The 15,887-nt window shown below is 36.7% G+C and carries 17 protein-coding genes; 9 read left to right on the top strand and 8 right to left on the bottom strand.

The features are described 5' to 3' along the window. Window positions 1-2: 2 nt before the first annotated feature. From A7A78_RS03740 to A7A78_RS03730, 3 genes are all read right to left on the bottom strand, one after another. Window positions 3-1,226, bottom strand: coding sequence for an MDR family MFS transporter (locus A7A78_RS03740; RefSeq protein ID WP_068761111.1), 1,224 nt, complete (start codon window positions 1,224-1,226; stop codon window positions 3-5). Between the two features lie 195 nt (window positions 1,227-1,421). Continuing rightward, window positions 1,422-2,048 carry a hypothetical protein gene (locus tag A7A78_RS03735; protein WP_068761110.1) on the bottom strand — a complete coding sequence of 209 codons (627 nt, stop codon included), beginning with the start codon at window positions 2,046-2,048 and terminating at the stop codon, window positions 1,422-1,424. An 11-nt stretch (window positions 2,049-2,059) separates the two neighbouring features. After that, window positions 2,060-2,758 (bottom strand): hypothetical protein, encoded by a 699-nt coding sequence (locus tag A7A78_RS03730; RefSeq protein ID WP_068761109.1) that lies wholly within the window; start codon window positions 2,756-2,758, stop codon window positions 2,060-2,062. A gap of 75 nt (window positions 2,759-2,833) precedes the next feature. On the opposite strand from A7A78_RS03730, the gene A7A78_RS03725 reads away from it, so the two are divergent. Then, window positions 2,834-3,439 carry a DUF1684 domain-containing protein gene (locus A7A78_RS03725; protein ID WP_068761108.1) on the top strand — a complete coding sequence of 202 codons (606 nt, stop codon included), beginning with the start codon at window positions 2,834-2,836 and terminating at the stop codon, window positions 3,437-3,439. On the opposite strand, the gene crcB is transcribed toward A7A78_RS03725, so the two are convergent. Beyond that, window positions 3,436-3,807, bottom strand: coding sequence for a fluoride efflux transporter CrcB (gene crcB, locus A7A78_RS03720; RefSeq protein WP_068761107.1), 372 nt, complete (start codon window positions 3,805-3,807; stop codon window positions 3,436-3,438). The two genes, A7A78_RS03725 and crcB, sit on opposite strands and share 4 nt — an antisense overlap. Next, window positions 3,808-4,863: an SRPBCC family protein gene (locus A7A78_RS03715; protein WP_068761106.1), complete on the bottom strand. Its 1,056-nt coding sequence runs from the start codon at window positions 4,861-4,863 to the stop codon at window positions 3,808-3,810. 150 nt (window positions 4,864-5,013) lie between these two features. Between A7A78_RS03715 and A7A78_RS03710 the strand changes: the two genes are divergently transcribed. Continuing rightward, window positions 5,014-7,053 (top strand): dipeptidyl-peptidase 3 family protein, encoded by a 2,040-nt coding sequence (locus A7A78_RS03710; RefSeq protein WP_068761105.1) that lies wholly within the window; start codon window positions 5,014-5,016, stop codon window positions 7,051-7,053. 76 nt (window positions 7,054-7,129) lie between these two features. Here A7A78_RS03710 and A7A78_RS03705 read toward each other — a convergent pair whose 3' ends face one another. Further along, the gene (locus A7A78_RS03705; protein ID WP_068761104.1) at window positions 7,130-7,837 is read right to left on the bottom strand and encodes a hypothetical protein; all 708 of its coding nucleotides are present in this window, start codon (window positions 7,835-7,837) and stop codon (window positions 7,130-7,132) included. 457 nt (window positions 7,838-8,294) lie between these two features. Between A7A78_RS03705 and A7A78_RS03695 the strand changes: the two genes are divergently transcribed. Next, on the top strand, window positions 8,295-8,681 hold the full coding sequence (locus A7A78_RS03695; RefSeq protein WP_068761102.1) for a pyrophosphohydrolase domain-containing protein: 387 nt from the start codon (window positions 8,295-8,297) through the stop codon (window positions 8,679-8,681). A 66-nt stretch (window positions 8,682-8,747) separates the two neighbouring features. Here the strand turns inward: A7A78_RS03695 and A7A78_RS03690 are convergent, their stop codons facing one another. After that, window positions 8,748-9,818: a branched-chain amino acid aminotransferase gene (locus tag A7A78_RS03690; protein WP_068761101.1), complete on the bottom strand. Its 1,071-nt coding sequence runs from the start codon at window positions 9,816-9,818 to the stop codon at window positions 8,748-8,750. A gap of 111 nt (window positions 9,819-9,929) precedes the next feature. On the opposite strand from A7A78_RS03690, the gene A7A78_RS03685 reads away from it, so the two are divergent. The 3 genes from A7A78_RS03685 (at window position 9,930) to A7A78_RS03675 (ending at window position 12,184) form a co-directional block, all read left to right on the top strand. Then, a complete protein-coding gene (locus A7A78_RS03685; RefSeq protein ID WP_068761100.1) occupies window positions 9,930-10,445 on the top strand; it encodes a DUF4920 domain-containing protein in 516 nt (171 codons plus the stop codon). Window positions 10,446-10,448: 3 nt separating this feature from the next. Beyond that, window positions 10,449-11,114 carry a tRNA (5-methylaminomethyl-2-thiouridine)(34)-methyltransferase MnmC2 gene (gene mnmC2 / locus A7A78_RS03680; RefSeq protein ID WP_068761099.1) on the top strand — a complete coding sequence of 222 codons (666 nt, stop codon included), beginning with the start codon at window positions 10,449-10,451 and terminating at the stop codon, window positions 11,112-11,114. A 161-nt stretch (window positions 11,115-11,275) separates the two neighbouring features. Next, window positions 11,276-12,184, top strand: a complete 909-nt coding sequence (locus tag A7A78_RS03675; protein WP_068761098.1) for a TIGR01777 family oxidoreductase — start codon at window positions 11,276-11,278, stop codon at window positions 12,182-12,184. Window positions 12,185-12,235: 51 nt separating this feature from the next. On the opposite strand, the gene A7A78_RS03670 is transcribed toward A7A78_RS03675, so the two are convergent. After that, window positions 12,236-12,889 (bottom strand): YceI family protein, encoded by a 654-nt coding sequence (locus A7A78_RS03670; RefSeq protein ID WP_068761097.1) that lies wholly within the window; start codon window positions 12,887-12,889, stop codon window positions 12,236-12,238. A gap of 154 nt (window positions 12,890-13,043) precedes the next feature. On the opposite strand from A7A78_RS03670, the gene A7A78_RS03665 reads away from it, so the two are divergent. The 3 genes from A7A78_RS03665 to A7A78_RS03655 all read left to right on the top strand — a co-directional run bounded on the left by A7A78_RS03665 (window position 13,044) and on the right by A7A78_RS03655 (window position 15,887). Next, window positions 13,044-13,595 (top strand): nucleotide exchange factor GrpE, encoded by a 552-nt coding sequence (locus A7A78_RS03665; protein WP_068761096.1) that lies wholly within the window; start codon window positions 13,044-13,046, stop codon window positions 13,593-13,595. A gap of 3 nt (window positions 13,596-13,598) precedes the next feature. Continuing rightward, window positions 13,599-14,714, top strand: a complete 1,116-nt coding sequence (dnaJ, locus tag A7A78_RS03660; protein WP_068761095.1) for a molecular chaperone DnaJ — start codon at window positions 13,599-13,601, stop codon at window positions 14,712-14,714. A gap of 246 nt (window positions 14,715-14,960) precedes the next feature. After that, window positions 14,961-15,887 (top strand): ABC transporter ATP-binding protein, encoded by a 927-nt coding sequence (locus A7A78_RS03655; RefSeq protein ID WP_068761094.1) that lies wholly within the window; start codon window positions 14,961-14,963, stop codon window positions 15,885-15,887.

Raw genomic sequence — 15,887 nt, 5'->3', positions numbered from 1 at the left:
ATTTAAATATTTTTTGTTTCAGATTTCTTCAATAAAAAATACAGCCAAATAGTTAGCAACGCCAATAAAAGAAGGAAAATGGAAAAGATTGTCCAGGTATTAAAATACCCAAAACTATTAACCATATTCATTCCGCCGTTATGCCCAATTAAATGCGCAAAACTGAAACTCATACTGTACAATGCCATATAGCTACCTTTTCTTCCCTTGGGTGACATTTCCAGAGCAAGTGCATTTGAAAATGGAAATCCAATCATTTCTCCCAAAGTCATAAGAAACATAGCGATTATTAGCACACCGCCCCAACTTGAAAGATTCAAAACAAGAAAACTGAGGCCCAAAAAGAAAATACCCCAAAATGTTGCCATGGTTTTTGATATTTTTTTTCGGTCCAACCAAGCAATCAAAGGCATTTCAAAAAGAACAATCGTTGCTCCGTTTATAAACAAAAGCCACCCTATAACATCTTCTGAAAGAAAATGTACTTTTTCATAATACACTGGCATCACCGAAAAATATTGAACAAACGCAAGACTGTACGCCACCATAATTATGAAAAAAACCATAAAAAGCTTGTTTAAATATGGCGGTACTCCTTCTTTTATTATAATGAGCTTTTCAAGTAGTGGGTCTTTTTGTTTTTTAGGTTTTAATAGCAGGAACACCCCTAAAGATGCAATCATGCATGTAAGTCCATCAATCCAAAAAAGGGAAGTATAATTAATATTTGCAATAATCAATCCCCCAATCAATGGACCTATTGAGAATCCCAAATTTATTGCCAGCCGTATCAAAGCAATACTTCGGGTTATATTTCCTGGCTTACTATACGCATCAGCCGCAACAAAAATGGCCGGCCGGCCGGCATCTGCCATTAATGTCAATAAAAATATGCCAATACAAAATCCGTAAAAAGTATTTATGAATTGCAACAAAATAAAACCCACACCCCCCATAAAAAGACTGACGAGAATAACTTTGTAAAAACCAATGGAATCTGTTAATCTGCCTCCAATAAAAGTTCCAAATAATGACCCCAGCCCAAAGCAAGACATAATCCAGCCCACTTGCGGTAAACTGAATCCTTCAACATTTATAAGGTATAGTGACAAAAATGGAATTACCATTGCCCCAGCACGATTGATGAAGGTCACCAAAGACAATAGCCAAATTTCCCGGGAGAGACCCCGAAAGTTTGCTAAATAATTGGTGTAAATTTTTTTCATCGTTGGTTGGTGGTATAAAAGTAAAACGTCCCGGTTTTGGCCGGGACGTTTTTATATTGAATAAATTTATTTCTATATAATCAATACATACATCGCCGACATTTCTTTTTAGAAATGACCTGGGTTGGTTGACTGGTGTATGTTCTATTTTTCATTTTTCTTTAATTTGAAACCAAATGTAGTGAAAAATACTTGTTACTTAACAACTTTTTTTAGCGATAAGCCTAAATTTTCAGCAGCTCTTTCAAAAGCATTTTCCATACTTTTCAAACTAACCTTTGGGAATTCCGGTTTTGGAACCACTAAACCGAGAGTTTCTTTAATGCGTAAACTACTAATAATTTTTTTTGATTCAACTTCGCTTAAATCCATGGAAAGATGCAATTTTGCTGGCTCTGTATGTGCTATAGCCTGATAGCCAAAATACATCCAAAAAGCATTTACACGTAGTTCATATTTAGCGTTTGGTTTATTCAAAACAAATACGGGAGCATTTTTATAAAGAGCAGTGGTTTCATTCAAAGTATTTACAAAAGCTTTTGGCCAAAATTCCCTTTTAGAATTATAATATTCCGCTTTCCAATTTTCTGCCTCCGTATGGTTTAGGTGTTTATTAATTTTTTGCGTTATATGTTCCAAAAAATCATTTTCGTTCAAATTATCAGCATTGAAATGCAAATCATTAAATGTTATATGAACCGAAACGGTATCTACATTTTTCAAAAAAGCGAGCTCTTTCTTATTAAATTTTACCCATTGGGCATTAAGGCTTATAGATGCAAAAAAGAATATTAAAAATGGCAACAGATATTTAATTTTCATGGTTTTGACTATTAATCCAAAACTCTTTTTAAAGTCATCCCAAACCTAACAGCCGCTTTGTCATACATATTCCCCATTCTGATAAGGCTCGGTTTTGGATAATCTTCATTTGCTTTTAAAAATTCTTCCACCCAATTCGTTGAGGTTATTCCAACATTTGGAGTAAATGAAAGATTACCAACAACATCAAAACCCTCGGCTCTTTCTACATCAATTTGTGAAATAATAGTATCAGGATTTGAGGTTTCATAAAAATAAATTTTAAGGTTTGCTTTTGCAGGTTGTTGCGCTATTCCAGCGTCGTAACCAAAATACATCCAGTCCGTTTGAACCTTCATTGTATATTTTATGGAGGGATCATTCCAAACAAATTCTATGGGATGGTCATAATTTTTGATGCGATTATTTAATGAAGCAACAAAAATTTTAGGATAAATAGAGTCTTTGGCAGTGAGATGTTTTTGTTCCCAATCCAAAGCTTCTTCCAGATTTAATTTTCCTTCTATTTTTTTCTTTATATAATCAAGAAATTCACTCTCTGTAAAATTATCGGCATTGAAATGAAGATCCTCATAAGTAAAAATTACATTTACTTTTTGCTGAGAAGCTAAAAACGACATTTCCTTTTTGTCAAGTCTAATATGTTGTGCAACTGAAAATTGGGTGCCAATAGCAACAAAAAGGGTGAATAGTAAAAATTTAAATTTCATAAAATTTTGTTTTGCCCAAAAATAGAAATAATTATGAAGTATGGAATTGTTTTCTATTTTTACTAAAAACTAATCATGAAGAATTTATTTTTTCTTTCGTTTTTGCTTTTAAGTATTGTTGTTTCCGCGCAGGACGAAGCTCTTATTTCTGAAAGCAAAGCCGCACAAATAGAACTGAATGAAGAATTCAGCAATCCCGAAACCACGATTTTGGAGCCTGAGGATTTTAAAGATTTTCACGGTTTGGAATTTTACCCAATCACTGAAAAATTTATTGTTGAAGCGCAATTTATTCGCACACCAGATGAAAAACCTTTTCTGATGCCAACAACCACTTCGCGAACTCCGGAATATGTTAAATATGGCGAAGCCCATTTTTCTTTGGAAGGAAAGGATTTTGTGCTGAACCTTTTCAAAAGCACACAGCCATACGATGAACCGGGTTATGAAGATTATTTGTTCCTTCCGTTTACAGATTTAACCAGTGGGGACGGTTCCTACGGAGGCGGCAGATTTTTGGACCAACGTATTCCGGAAGGGAATACAATTAATATAGATTTCAACAAAGCCTATAATCCATACTGTGCCTATAGTGCTCGTTTTTCTTGCCCCATTCCGCCAAAGGAAAATGATCTTTTAATCAGAATTGAAGCGGGAGTGAAAGATTTTGGGAAACATTAAAGAATCTTGACCAACCACATTCCCAAAAAAACCATTGCAAAACCCACTACAAAACTTGCAATGGTATAAAGCGCAAAAGACATAAAGTCGCCACTTTTTAAAAAAACGTGGTTTTCATACGCAAAGGTTGAGAAGGTTGTAAACCCGCCGCAAAAACCGGTTGCCAAAAACAGCACGGTATTTTCAGAAAGAGTTTCATTTTTTAAGGCGATCCCGAGAATAATTCCTATCAATAAACTCCCTAAAATATTCGCTGCAAATGTACCGTAGGGAATACCGGTTTCATAATTATTCAAATATTTTGAAAACCCATATCTAAGAGTGCTTCCAAAACCACCACCAATAAAAACGAGTGCTAATTGTTTCATCTAAATGCCTTCTTCAACGGGTTCTGGTGCTATAATTATAGGAATGTAAACTTCCGTCAACCACGCTGCCGGATTTGGAGTTGTTTCTGGGTCGGTCATATAAACCTCGAACATTTTTCCGTTTGGGTCAATTTGGTGGCCATTTTTTTCTATGTATTGCCTTCCTTTTGTATAAGCCTCGGGAAGATGGTCATAATTTCCTTTTAATGAAATTTTTACAGCCGATACTGGCTCCATAAACCCACAAACCACGGGGCTTCCTTCGGGTGTAATTACTTGTTCTTTTACAGGAACGCCTGTTGAAAAGATAACCGTTCCGTTTGCGTTGTCAATTTCATTATAGATAGTGAATGGCTTTCCGGCCATATTTAGGCTGTTTTTCGCAATAAAGCCCATAACCACATCCATCATCGGTTTCATTTTTTCGTCGAGCTCGTCCAGTTTTGCTACTGAAGTTGTGTACATATAATAGCCGCCGCCGTATTGGGTTACACCATCAACGTTTATGGAATATTGCTTCATGTCTTCGGCTACTTCGGTAGCAATTCCTTCCAAACCACTTTTGTACATTTTGTGCATTTCCGCATCAAAGTCCATTCCGCTCAAAGAATAATAGGCTTTATCAATCAAGGTATGTTCGCCTTTCATTCCCCAAGTTACTTTGGTTCCGCCTTCTACTTCCTCAAAAGTCCAATACACTTTCGGATGTCTTTCCCCACCTGGAGTATCTAAGGTTAAATCTTGTTGAATTTCTTTATTTGGAATTACTTTTGTCGTGGTCATAGAACCGCTCATATCGCCATCCCAGGAATAGGACGCACCTTCTCCCGCCGTTTTTTCGGCATAGGTAAAAGTCATTGTAGAGTCTTCTTTTTTCCAAGGACCCCACTTTTCCCAACTTTTAAAATCATTTACCTTATTGAAAACAACTTCCGGCGGCGCTTGAATAACCATGGAATCCTGAATATCGTAGGTTCCTTCCTTCGTTCCGAAGTAGATGGCGCTGCCAATAATTATAAGAAGAATAAGAAAGAGTAAGTATTTTATTATTTTCATGTGTTAGCGGGGTGTTAATTGGTGTTGCTAAGATAAGGAAATTTCATTGATGCTTTTGAAAATCAGTATGTGCAATCTCATTGTAGTTCAACGCATTTAATATTGCGGAAAATATTTTAGTACATTTGCGAAAATCTAAAATTTCTTAAAATGAAGAACACCCTTTTTATTGCAATGGCAATGGTTGGTTTATTCTTTTTTTCCTGTAAAGAAAACAAGGAGGAAAAAGATGTAGCCCAAGTGGAAACAGCAGCTTCCACAGAATTTGATTACAATGTGGAGCAGTTTGGCGACGTAAAGGTTTTACGTTATCAAATTCCGGGTTGGGAAAAACTTTCACTAAAAGAACAAAAACTTGTGTACTACCTTACCCAAGCCGGATTGGCAGGAAGAGATATTATGTGGGACCAAAACTACCGTTACAACCTTACAATACGAAAAGCTTTGGAAAACATATACACAAACTATAAAGGTGATAAAACTACCGAAGATTGGAAAAATTTTGAAACATACCTGAAAAGAGTTTGGTTCAGCAACGGTATCCACCATCACTATTCCAACGATAAAATGAAGCCGGACTTTTCTTCGGAATATTTAAAACAACTTTTAACCGATACCAATACCACTTTGGAAGGAGAAGCTTTTGAGGTAATCTTCAACGATAAGGATTCCAAAAAAGTGAATCTTGCAAAAGGTGTGGATAATGTTGCTATGAGCGCAGTAAATTTCTACGGACCGGACGTTACCAATAAAGATGTGGAAAATTTCTATGCAAAAATGAAATCTCCAAATCCTGAAAAACCACTTTCGTACGGTTTGAATTCTAAATTGGTTAAGGAAAATGGACAGCTTAAAGAATTGGTTTACAAATCTGGTGGGCTATACGGTCCTGCAATTGATAAAATAATAGAGTGGCTTGAAAAAGCCCAAGGCGTTGCCGAAAACCAAGCACAGGGAGATGCAATCGGTCTTTTGATTCAATACTACAAAACTGGCGACCTTCAAACTTGGGATGACTATAACGTAGCTTGGACTGGTGCAACCGAAGGAAACATAGATTATATAAACAGTTTTATTGAAGTTTATAACGATCCATTGGGCTACAGAGGTTCTTACGAAACCGTTGTGCAAATAAAGGATTTTGATATGTCTGAAAAAATGTCTGTTATTTCAGGAAATGCACAATGGTTTGAGGATAATTCTCCATTGATGCCAGAGCATAAAAAGAAAAATGTAGTGGGAGTAACCTATAAAGTGGTGAACGTTGCCGGCGAAGCCGGAGATGCTTCCCCAAGCACGCCAATTGGGGTAAACCTTCCAAATGCAAACTGGATTCGCGCAGCTGTGGGCAGTAAATCCGTTTCCCTTGGAAATATTATTGATTCATACAACAACGCAGGAAGCACAGGCAGATTGAAGGAATTTGTAAACGATTCCACCGAACTTGAACTTGAAGAAAAATACGGCCAACTTGCAGATAAACTTCACACTGCGCTTCACGAAGTAATTGGTCACGCTTCCGGACAATTAAATCCTGGTGTGGGCGAAACGAAGGAAACGCTTAAAAATTACGCTTCTACTTTGGAAGAAGGTCGCGCAGATTTGGTAGGACTTTATTATTTATATAGCCCAAAATTACAGGAACTTGGTTTGGTTGACGATTGGAAAAAAGTGGGAATGGCAGCTTATGACGGCTACATTCGCAATGGTTTGATGACGCAATTGATTCGTTTGAATTTAGGTGATGACGTTGAAGAAGCGCATATGCGTAACCGTCAATGGGTTTCTGCTTGGGTTTTTGAAAAAGGAAAAGCCGATAATGTAATTGAAAAAATTACACGTGACGGAAAAACCTATTATAACATTAACGATTATGAAAAACTGCACGAACTTTTCGGTGAATTGCTTCGCGAAACACAACGCATTAAAAGTGAAGGCGATTATGCAGCGGTTGAACATTTGGTTGAAACCTACGGTGTAAAAGTGGATCAAACCCTTCACAAAGAAATTTTGGAGCGCAACAAACAGTTTACTTCTGCGCCTTACAGCGGATTTGTAAATCCAGTACTTGTGCCTAAGATGGATGACAACGGCGAGATTGAAAGTTTCACAATTGAGCAGCCAAAAACATTTGCAGAACAAATGTTATTCTATTCTGAAAACTACAGCAATTTGCCTGCAACTAATTAATAAAAATTTTACAGTAATAAAAAAGCTCTTCGAATATCCGAAGAGCTTTTTTTATAAACAATTTTAAAAAAAAAACTTAAAGAACTAACTGGAGCTTAAAACAACCATTTTGAGTGATTGTAACTGACCCGTTCCAATTATAGCCTTGGCAACTTGCTGAATAATTATAGATTCCTGGCAAAAGATCATTAAAGTTCCCTCCAACTCCATCTACTATACAATCTGGGCTACCATTGTAATAACCGCTAATTGTGCTAGAACCCACGCCATTCAAATTTACAGTTATTAATCCACAACCATAATCTTGATTTACCCAAAATTTAACATCCCCTTTATTGTTGCCAATAATGGGTAAATTTTCCACCAAAACTACCAGGCATTCCTGTGGATCCAACACTACCAATCCTTCACGTATTTCACTTCCACCATTTCCTTCAGCCCTTATTACATGGGATCCAGAATCAAAAATTCTGCCTACCGCATCTGGGTTTCCACATTCTAGTCCGTTAGGGAAATAATAAGTAAGTCTGCCAATATATTCACCATCTATATAAATATTGTATTCATTGTTTAAATCCACTATTGCTCCAACATCTATTTGACCTTTCTCACGACCACCGTAGTAATATTCACAAGTTCCATTGTCAGAAACAGCGCTAGGATTATAATTGTAGCTTAAAGAGTCTGTACAGCCAGAAATTTCGTCTTCCTCCTTATCGCAAGAAACGGAGATTGAAAAAATAAGTAATAATAATGGAAAAAGTAATTTTGTTTTAAAAATCATAATTTTAAATTTTGGTTGGTTAGTATTAATTTCTAAAAATTTTGGCTAAAATATAAAGTTGAAGCAAATTATCAACTTTATTGAGATAAATTTTAGATTAACAGAACTAATATTGCATCTTATGAAAAATGTTTTGGAGAAATTTTTAGAATTGGTAAGATGATACCTTCAAGTCAAACTTATTTTTGAAGGTCTAGAAAAGAGTAATCTTGAGAAATGAAATTAATTTTTCATATATGTTTTTATCGCCAGCAAAAAAACGATAAAAAGAATAAACCCCAACAATATCCAAAGGCTCCCTTTATAATATTTTTTATGAAGTTTCTTATCGCCACGATAGCTATAAATTAGGATGCCCACAAAAGCAACAAAAAATAAAATAGCAAAAATCAACTGGCCGGTAGTAAACATAAATTTGTAGTTTTACGAAGCAAATTTACAACCTTAAACTTATATTATGAAGAATAAAATAGCCGCAGTTTCTGAATTTCACAAAGCTTTTGGTCTCGGAATGAAAGAATCACCAACCGCCAATCTTGGAATAAAAAAGAATTTATTGCGCTATGAATTGATGCGCGAGGAAAATGAGGAATATCTTGAAGCTGCCAATAATAATGATTTGGTGGAAGTTGCCGATGCTTTGGGCGACATGCTCTATATTCTCTGCGGGACAATTATCGAGCACGGAATGCAACATAAAATTGAGGAAGTTTTCAACGAAATTCAACGAAGCAATATGAGCAAATTGGGAGAGGATGGAAAACCAATTTACCGTGAGGATGGTAAGGTTTTAAAAGGACCGAATTATTTTAAGCCAAATATTAAGGAAACCCTTGAAAAGTAAAATTCCAAATTCCAAAAAGATAAGTTTTTGAAATTTGGAATTTTAAGTATTGGAGTTTAAGTTTTTTTACAAAACTTCATATCTCCATCCAAATGGATCTTCGCTACGATTGTGCTGAATATCCATCAGTTCTTTTTTGAACCGCATAGCAAAACCGTTATCTTGATGTTCAAGATCATAAACTGTATCGTGATAACTAAAAGCGCTCACCGGGCTTATTACCGCAGCGGTTCCAGCGCCAAATATTTCCTTAAGGTTTCCATTCTTTGCGGCTTCCACAATTTCTGAAACCGAAACAGGTCTTTCTTCTACCGTTATATTGTCTCTTTTGGCAAGGGCAATCACGCTTTTTCGGGTCACCCCGTCCAAAATTCTATCACTAATTGGGGCTGTTAAAAGTGTATCGTTCACACGGAAAAAAACGTTCATGGTGCCAGCTTCCTCTAAATATTCGTGCTTGCTGGCATCAGTCCAAATAACCTGTTGGAAACCCTTTTCACGGGCCAAATTTGTTGGGAAAAACTGTGCGCCATAATTACCCGCAGCTTTTGCAGCGCCCACACCGCCATTTGCGGAACGGCTATAATGCTCTGCAATTTCTACTTTCACATCGCCCGTATAATAAGCTTGCGCTGGCGACATCAAAATCATAAATTTATATTCTGTGGAAGGAGACGCGGAGACCCCAACCTGTGTAGCCATAACAAAAGGACGAATGTACAGTGAATTGCCCAATCCTTTTTTTACCCATTCCTTGTCAATTTTTACAAGTTCAGTTAATGCCTCAAAAAATATATCTTTTGGAAATTCGGGAATTGCCATCCTTTTTGATGACTTGTTTATTCGGTTAAAATTTTCCTCAGGTCTAAAAAGCCATACCTTTCCATCATCATCTTTATAGGCTTTCATTCCCTCAAAAACTGCTTGGCCATAATGAAAAACCTTTGCTCCGGGCGAAATAGTCAATGGGCCATAAGGCTTAATTGTTGGATTTTGCCACTCGCCATCTTTATAATCACACTCAAACATGTGGTCACTAAAAGTGCTTCCAAAGGTGAGGTTGTTAAAATCAACTTGCCCAATTCTGGAGGATTCAGCTTTTTGTATATCTAATTTTTGCTTGGTGGAAGAATTCATGAAAAGAAATATTTATTTGGTAAAAATAGGTAAAATTTAAACCATAAAAAATTCAAAAAATCATTAAAATTGCAATGTGTTACCAATCAATAATTTATTAAACCGTTCAAAATGAAAAAAATTCTATTTGTATTTTCCCTGATGGCAATTATAACAAGCTGTAAAAACGAAAAGACTGAAGAAAAACCTACTGCCGAAGTTGAAGAAGTTGCGATGAACTACCAATCTTTTGGTACTGAAATTTCTGACGATAATGTCATGACAAATACTGAAATGACCGAAAAGTATAAAAATCTTAAGCCTGGCGATACCGTAAATGTGAAATTTGCTTCCACTGTAAAAGATGTTTGCCAGAAAAAAGGATGCTGGATGAACCTTGAAATGGGCGATGCCGAAACCATGGTTCGTTTTAAGGATTATGGATTTTTTATGCCAAAAGACATAGCCGGACAGGAAGTTATAGTTTCCGGAAAAGCCTATGTTGAAGAAATGAGCGTTGAAGATCAGCGCCATTATGCTGAAGACGGAGGAAAATCTGCTGAGGAAATAGCTGCAATCACAGAGCCTAAACGCACTTTGGCTTTTGAGGCAGACGGCGTACTTATTCCTGAAGTGGAAAAACAGTAATATTTGAAACGCACATTATTAAAAACCGGCGACGGTTCATATACATTACATATTTCGGAATGGGATGAGCAGTATCATTCCAAGCACGGAGCGATAGCTGAAGCCCTTCACGTTTTTATAAAGGAAGGGCTTTATTATTGGCTTTCTGAAAATTCTAAAACTGAAATTTCTATCATGGAAATTGGTTTCGGCACGGGTTTGAATGCTTTTCTTACTTTTTTGGAAAGCGAAAAAAATAAACTAAAAGTAAATTATACGGGAGTTGAAGCGTATCCTTTAATTCTTGAGGAAATTAAAACACTCAATTACACTTCGCTTTTAAAGGCTTCGGAAGAAATATTTTTACAATTGCATACATCTCCTTGGGAAGAAAAAACGATTATTTCTGAAAATTTCAACCTCACAAAACAACAAAAATTCTTTTCTGAAATAACTGCTGAAAATACTTTTGACCTTATCTATTTTGATGCTTTCGGAATCCGCGTGCAGCCCGAACTTTGGACGGAGGAAATTTTCCAAAAAATGCACAATGCCCTAATACCAAATGGGGCTTTAGTAACCTATGCCGCAAACGGAAATGCACGTCGAGCCATGCAAGCGGTCGGATTTAAAGTAGAAAGACTTGCCGGACCGCCGGGGAAAAAGGAAATGTTGAGAGGTACAAAGTGATTGTCAATATTCATCATAGCTAAATACATTGGGCGGTAAAGATTTAAATTTTGTAAAATCCCAAATTCCAAATCCCAAATTTCCACTTCCCACTTCCCGATTTCACAATCTTCCGTTAAGGGTCTTTGCAGTTCACTTTTGAATATTTAAATTTAAAAAGTATGAGCAATAAAGTATTGATAACAGGAGCCACAGGACTTATTGGAAGTGAATTGGTAAAGCAATGTCATCGCGAGGGAATTTCTGTTAATTATTTTACTACCAGTAAAGAAAAGATTGAAAATTCTGAAAATTATAACGGTTTTTACTGGAATCCCCAAACAAAAGAGATTGATGAAAAAGCATTTCACGGCGTAAGTGCTATAATTAATCTAGCTGGTTCTTCAATTTCAAAACGCTGGACAAAAAAATATAAGAAAGTTATTATTGATAGTAGGGTGGAATCAATGAAACTTCTTTATGAAACACTCCAAAAGATAGATCATAATATTGAACATTTCATTTCGGCCAGTGGAATAAATATTTATCCAAATTCAAAAACTAGATTATACACCGAAGAGGATTTGGAAATTGACAATACATTCTTGGCGGAAGTAGTTGTTGCTTGGGAAGCTGAAGCCGTGAAATTTAAAGATTTGGGAATGGAAGTGAGCAAAGTGCGCACCGGTATCGTGCTTGCCAAAGATGAGGGTGCTTTGCCACAAATTGCAAAGCCAATTAAACTAGGCGTTGGTGCGCCGTTGGGAAGTGGCGAGCAATGGCAATCTTGGATTCACATTAAAGATATTATAGGGATTTATATGTTTATACTTAAAAATCAATTGGAAGGAAAATTTAATGCCGTGGCTCCAAACCCCGTTCAAAACAAAAAAATGACCAAATTGATTGCATCGCAATTGGAAAGTCCACTTTGGCTTCCCAATATTTCTGCTTTTGTTTTAAAACTTTTATTGGGCGAAATGTCTGTTTTGGTTTTGGAGGGACAATTGGTCAGTTCCCATAAAATTGAGCAACTTGGGTACCAATTTAAGTTTTACAATCTTGAAAACGCGCTGCAGGATTTATTGTAAAAAAAAAAGAGAGGCAGAATCTGCCTCTCTTTCTTTTGTTTTCTTCTTTGATTATGACTTTGTAGCAACTAAAGAAACTGTAATTTTCATTGTATCATTAATAAATTTATCACCCAGGTTTGGGAAAATAGATTTTGAACCGTAGTTTACATCCCACTTTGTTCTGTCCAATTCAAAAGCTTCGCTTTTCAGCATCATTTTCTCACCTTCCATGGTTACAGTTGCAGGGAATTCAATAGCATTTGTTTTGTCTTTTATGGTTAAGTTTCCTTTCACCATATTGTTTTCAAGACTTGTCATTTCAAATTTTGCGGTTGGAAATTCTTTCACGTTAAAGAAATCGCCTTCTTTTCCTTCGGCAGTACCTTTTAAGTGTGCTTCCAAATTAGCTTTTTGGTCTCCTTCCAAATCTTCATCATTGATAGAGTTCATATCAATCACAAAGTTTCCGGCTTCTGGTTTTCCTTCATTCAAATGAATTGTGCCAGAGGAAAGTTTTATAGTTCCGTGATGCGTTCCGGTAGGTTTTGAACCTTCCCACATAATTTGTGAAGCGGCAGTATCAACAGTATATTCGCTGGCCATTTCTGTAGCTTCGGCAACTTCCTCAAGCGCAGTTTCCGTTTCTTTCTCAGTGTTTTTGCAAGAAATTGCTCCCACTGCAATAAAAGTAAATAGTGTAATTTTTAAGAATGTAGATTTCATAGATATTGGTTTTTGTTTTGAAGTGCAAAAATATGCTTAAACAAAATGATTTTTCTTAAACAAATACTAAATTAATTGCTGTGACATTTTGACAATTTAGAACAAATGGCAGTACTTTTGCTCCCTTCTGAAAAAAATTGAAAGAAACGCTACTATGAGCAAAAACGATAAATTGAAAGATACCGAACGTGAAAACCAAGTTGGTTTTGACGATCAAGATTTAAATGAACAGGAACTTGCGGAAGAAAAAGTAACCGACGCCCTTTCTGAATTGCAGGAAGAATTTCAGCGCGAAAAGGATCGTTATCTGCGCCTTTTTGCGGAATTTGAAAATTATAAAAAACGTACCGCCCGCGAGCATATTGAGATTCGTAAAACTGCAGGGGAAGACGTACTCAATTCTATGTTGCCGGTTTTGGATGATTTTGAACGCGCTTTGAAAGAAATTGAAAAAAGCGATGACGATAATCTTTATAAAGGAGTTGAACTTATCAATAATAAGTTGCGCGAAACCCTAAAGGCAAAAGGACTTCAGGTGATGGATGTTAAGGCGGGGGATACTTTTGATGCAGACTCGCACGAAGCCATTACACAAATCCCAGCCCCGGAAGATAAGTTAAAAGGCAAAATTATAGACGTTGTTGAAAAGGGTTACACCTTGGGCGACAGAATAATCCGCTACCCAAAAGTAGTTATAGGACAATAAAATATGAAGGAAGATTATTACGAAATTCTAGAAATCTCAAAAAGTGCTTCGGCTGCTGAAATTAAAAAAGCGTATCGAAAAAAAGCACTGCAATATCATCCCGATAAAAATCCGGGCGATCACGAAGCAGAAGCCATGTTTAAAAAAGCAGCAGAGGCTTATGAAGTGCTAAGTGACCCAAACAAACGTTCCAGATATGACCAATTTGGTCACCGTGCTTTTGAAGGTGGCGGCGGCTTTGGTGGTGGCGGAATGAATATGGACGATATTTTCAGCCAGTTTGGGGACATCTTCGGAGGCGCTTTTGGCGGTGGTTTTGGCGGCGGCGGCTTTGGTGGCGGTGGCCGCAGAACCGTGAAAGGAAGCAATTTGCGTATTCGCGTGCAACTTACTTTGGAAGAAATTGCAAACGGCGTTGAGAAAAAGATAAAAGTAAAAATTAAAAAACTTGCCAAGGGCACCACATATAAAACCTGTTCAACTTGTAATGGTCAGGGGCAGGTAACCCGAATCCAAAATACTATTTTGGGGCGTATGCAAACTGCTGCAACCTGTAGCGCTTGCGGCGGTTTGGGCCAAATTGTTGACTCAAAACCTGCGAATGCGGATGCAGAGGGAATGTTGGTAACCGAAGAAACAGTTTCAATAAAAATACCTGCTGGTGTTGTGGATGGCATGCAACTTAAAGTTTCAGGAAAAGGAAACGATGCCCCCGGTAATGGAATTCCAGGCGATCTTTTGGTTGCAATTGAAGAAAAACCGCACGATACTCTTCAGCGTGAAGGAGATAATCTTCATTATGATTTATACATCAGTTTTTCTGAAGCAGCTTTGGGAACATCCAAAGAAATAGAAACCGTTACGGGGAAAGTTCGTATAAAGATTGATAGTGGTGCGCAGAGCGGAAAAATATTAAGACTCCGCAATAAGGGAATACCAAGCATTAACGGTTATGGAACGGGAGATTTATTGGTTCACATAAACGTTTGGACTCCAAAATCGCTTTCAAAAGAGCAAAAGGAATTTTTTGAAAAAATGAGCAATGACGAACACTTTCAGCCCAAACCTGAAAAAGATGACAAATCATTTTTTGAAAAAGTAAAAGATATGTTCTCTTAAATAAACGTTAAATTAATTTTTTTCCATATATTTGAAATGTCGCTTCTTCTAGAAGTGATAATTTTTCTTTTTCATAGCAATTTTTTTTCCCACCCAAGAATTTATTTTTGGGTGGGTTTTGTTTTATGGAAATATTTTATTTCAGCTATTTTATTCTTTTTTTAAAACTCTGTCACTTAAAATACTCTTAATAATTATAGCGCTTCGTAGTCAAATCAATATATTTACATACTTCAAATAAAATTTATGGAAAAACTTTTAGAGGTCAACAATGTTTCCAAAACCTACGGTGATTATAAAGCGCTAAACGATGTATCCATCGAGGTTGAAAAAGGAAGCATCTTTGGCTTATTGGGTCCAAATGGTGCCGGAAAAACAACTTTAATCAGGATTATAAACCAAATTACAATGCCCGATACAGGTTCGGTTATTCTTGATGGCGAACCGCTACAGCCGCATCATATTCAGTATATTGGGTATCTTCCCGAAGAGCGCGGACTATACAAAACAATGAAAGTGGGCGAGCAGGCCCTATACTTGGCGCAACTAAAAGGACTTTCAAAACAGGAGGCAAAGGAACGTCTTAAATATTGGTTCAATCGTTTGCAAATAGGCGATTGGTGGGACAAAAAAATACAGGAACTTTCCAAGGGGATGGCACAGAAAATACAATTTGTGGTTACCGTGCTTCACAATCCAAAATTGTTGATTTTTGATGAACCTTTCAGCGGTTTTGATCCCATTAATGCAAACCTCATTAAAGATGAAATTTTAAAACTTCGCGAAGATGGAGCCACCATTATTTTTTCAACGCACCGTATGGAATCTGTTGAAGAAATGTGTGACCACATTGCATTAATTCATAAATCCAATAAAATATTGGACGGCAGGTTGATAGATATAAAGCGCCAATACCGAAGTAATATTTTCGAAATAGGTCTGAAAACCACAAATCACGAGGTCACTTCAGTTTTATTGAAAGAAAAATTTGAAGTGTTCCCTGCAACTTTTAAAAGTATCAATGACGAGCTACAGTACAAAGTGAAAATTCCGGATTCCGTCTCTCCGAATGACTTGGTGAACTATTTAACTTCACAAGGGCAATTGACCCATTTTGTGGAAGTAATCCCTTCCGCCAGCGATATTTTTATTGAAACCGTACAAAAAAACTAA

The sequence above is a fragment of the Aequorivita soesokkakensis genome, assembly GCF_001641085.1.
In the GTDB taxonomy this organism is placed as follows: domain Bacteria; phylum Bacteroidota; class Bacteroidia; order Flavobacteriales; family Flavobacteriaceae; genus Aequorivita; species Aequorivita soesokkakensis.
Note: the sequence above shows the minus strand (reverse complement) of the source record. Positions and strands in the feature narration are given on the sequence as shown.

Excerpts from the sequence above, each read along its gene's own strand:
- A7A78_RS03675 (WP_068761098.1), top strand. The coding sequence starts at position 11,276 with ATGAGCAATAAAGTATTGATAACAGGAGCCACAGGACTTATTGGAAGT.
- A7A78_RS03705 (WP_068761104.1), bottom strand. The coding sequence starts at position 7,837 with ATGATTTTTAAAACAAAATTACTTTTTCCATTATTATTACTTATTTTT.
- A7A78_RS03690 (WP_068761101.1), bottom strand. The coding sequence starts at position 9,818 with ATGAATTCTTCCACCAAGCAAAAATTAGATATACAAAAAGCTGAATCC.
- A7A78_RS03670 (WP_068761097.1), bottom strand. The coding sequence starts at position 12,889 with ATGAAATCTACATTCTTAAAAATTACACTATTTACTTTTATTGCAGTG.
- A7A78_RS03655 (WP_068761094.1), top strand. The coding sequence starts at position 14,961 with ATGGAAAAACTTTTAGAGGTCAACAATGTTTCCAAAACCTACGGTGAT.
- crcB (WP_068761107.1), bottom strand. The coding sequence starts at position 3,807 with ATGAAACAATTAGCACTCGTTTTTATTGGTGGTGGTTTTGGAAGCACT.
- A7A78_RS03665 (WP_068761096.1), top strand. The coding sequence starts at position 13,044 with ATGAGCAAAAACGATAAATTGAAAGATACCGAACGTGAAAACCAAGTT.
- A7A78_RS03715 (WP_068761106.1), bottom strand. The coding sequence starts at position 4,863 with ATGAAAATAATAAAATACTTACTCTTTCTTATTCTTCTTATAATTATT.
- A7A78_RS03725 (WP_068761108.1), top strand. The coding sequence starts at position 2,834 with ATGAAGAATTTATTTTTTCTTTCGTTTTTGCTTTTAAGTATTGTTGTT.
- A7A78_RS03685 (WP_068761100.1), top strand. The coding sequence starts at position 9,930 with ATGAAAAAAATTCTATTTGTATTTTCCCTGATGGCAATTATAACAAGC.
- dnaJ (WP_068761095.1), top strand. The coding sequence starts at position 13,599 with ATGAAGGAAGATTATTACGAAATTCTAGAAATCTCAAAAAGTGCTTCG.
- A7A78_RS03740 (WP_068761111.1), bottom strand. The coding sequence starts at position 1,226 with ATGAAAAAAATTTACACCAATTATTTAGCAAACTTTCGGGGTCTCTCC.
- A7A78_RS03735 (WP_068761110.1), bottom strand. The coding sequence starts at position 2,048 with ATGAAAATTAAATATCTGTTGCCATTTTTAATATTCTTTTTTGCATCT.
- A7A78_RS03710 (WP_068761105.1), top strand. The coding sequence starts at position 5,014 with ATGAAGAACACCCTTTTTATTGCAATGGCAATGGTTGGTTTATTCTTT.
- A7A78_RS03695 (WP_068761102.1), top strand. The coding sequence starts at position 8,295 with ATGAAGAATAAAATAGCCGCAGTTTCTGAATTTCACAAAGCTTTTGGT.
- A7A78_RS03730 (WP_068761109.1), bottom strand. The coding sequence starts at position 2,758 with ATGAAATTTAAATTTTTACTATTCACCCTTTTTGTTGCTATTGGCACC.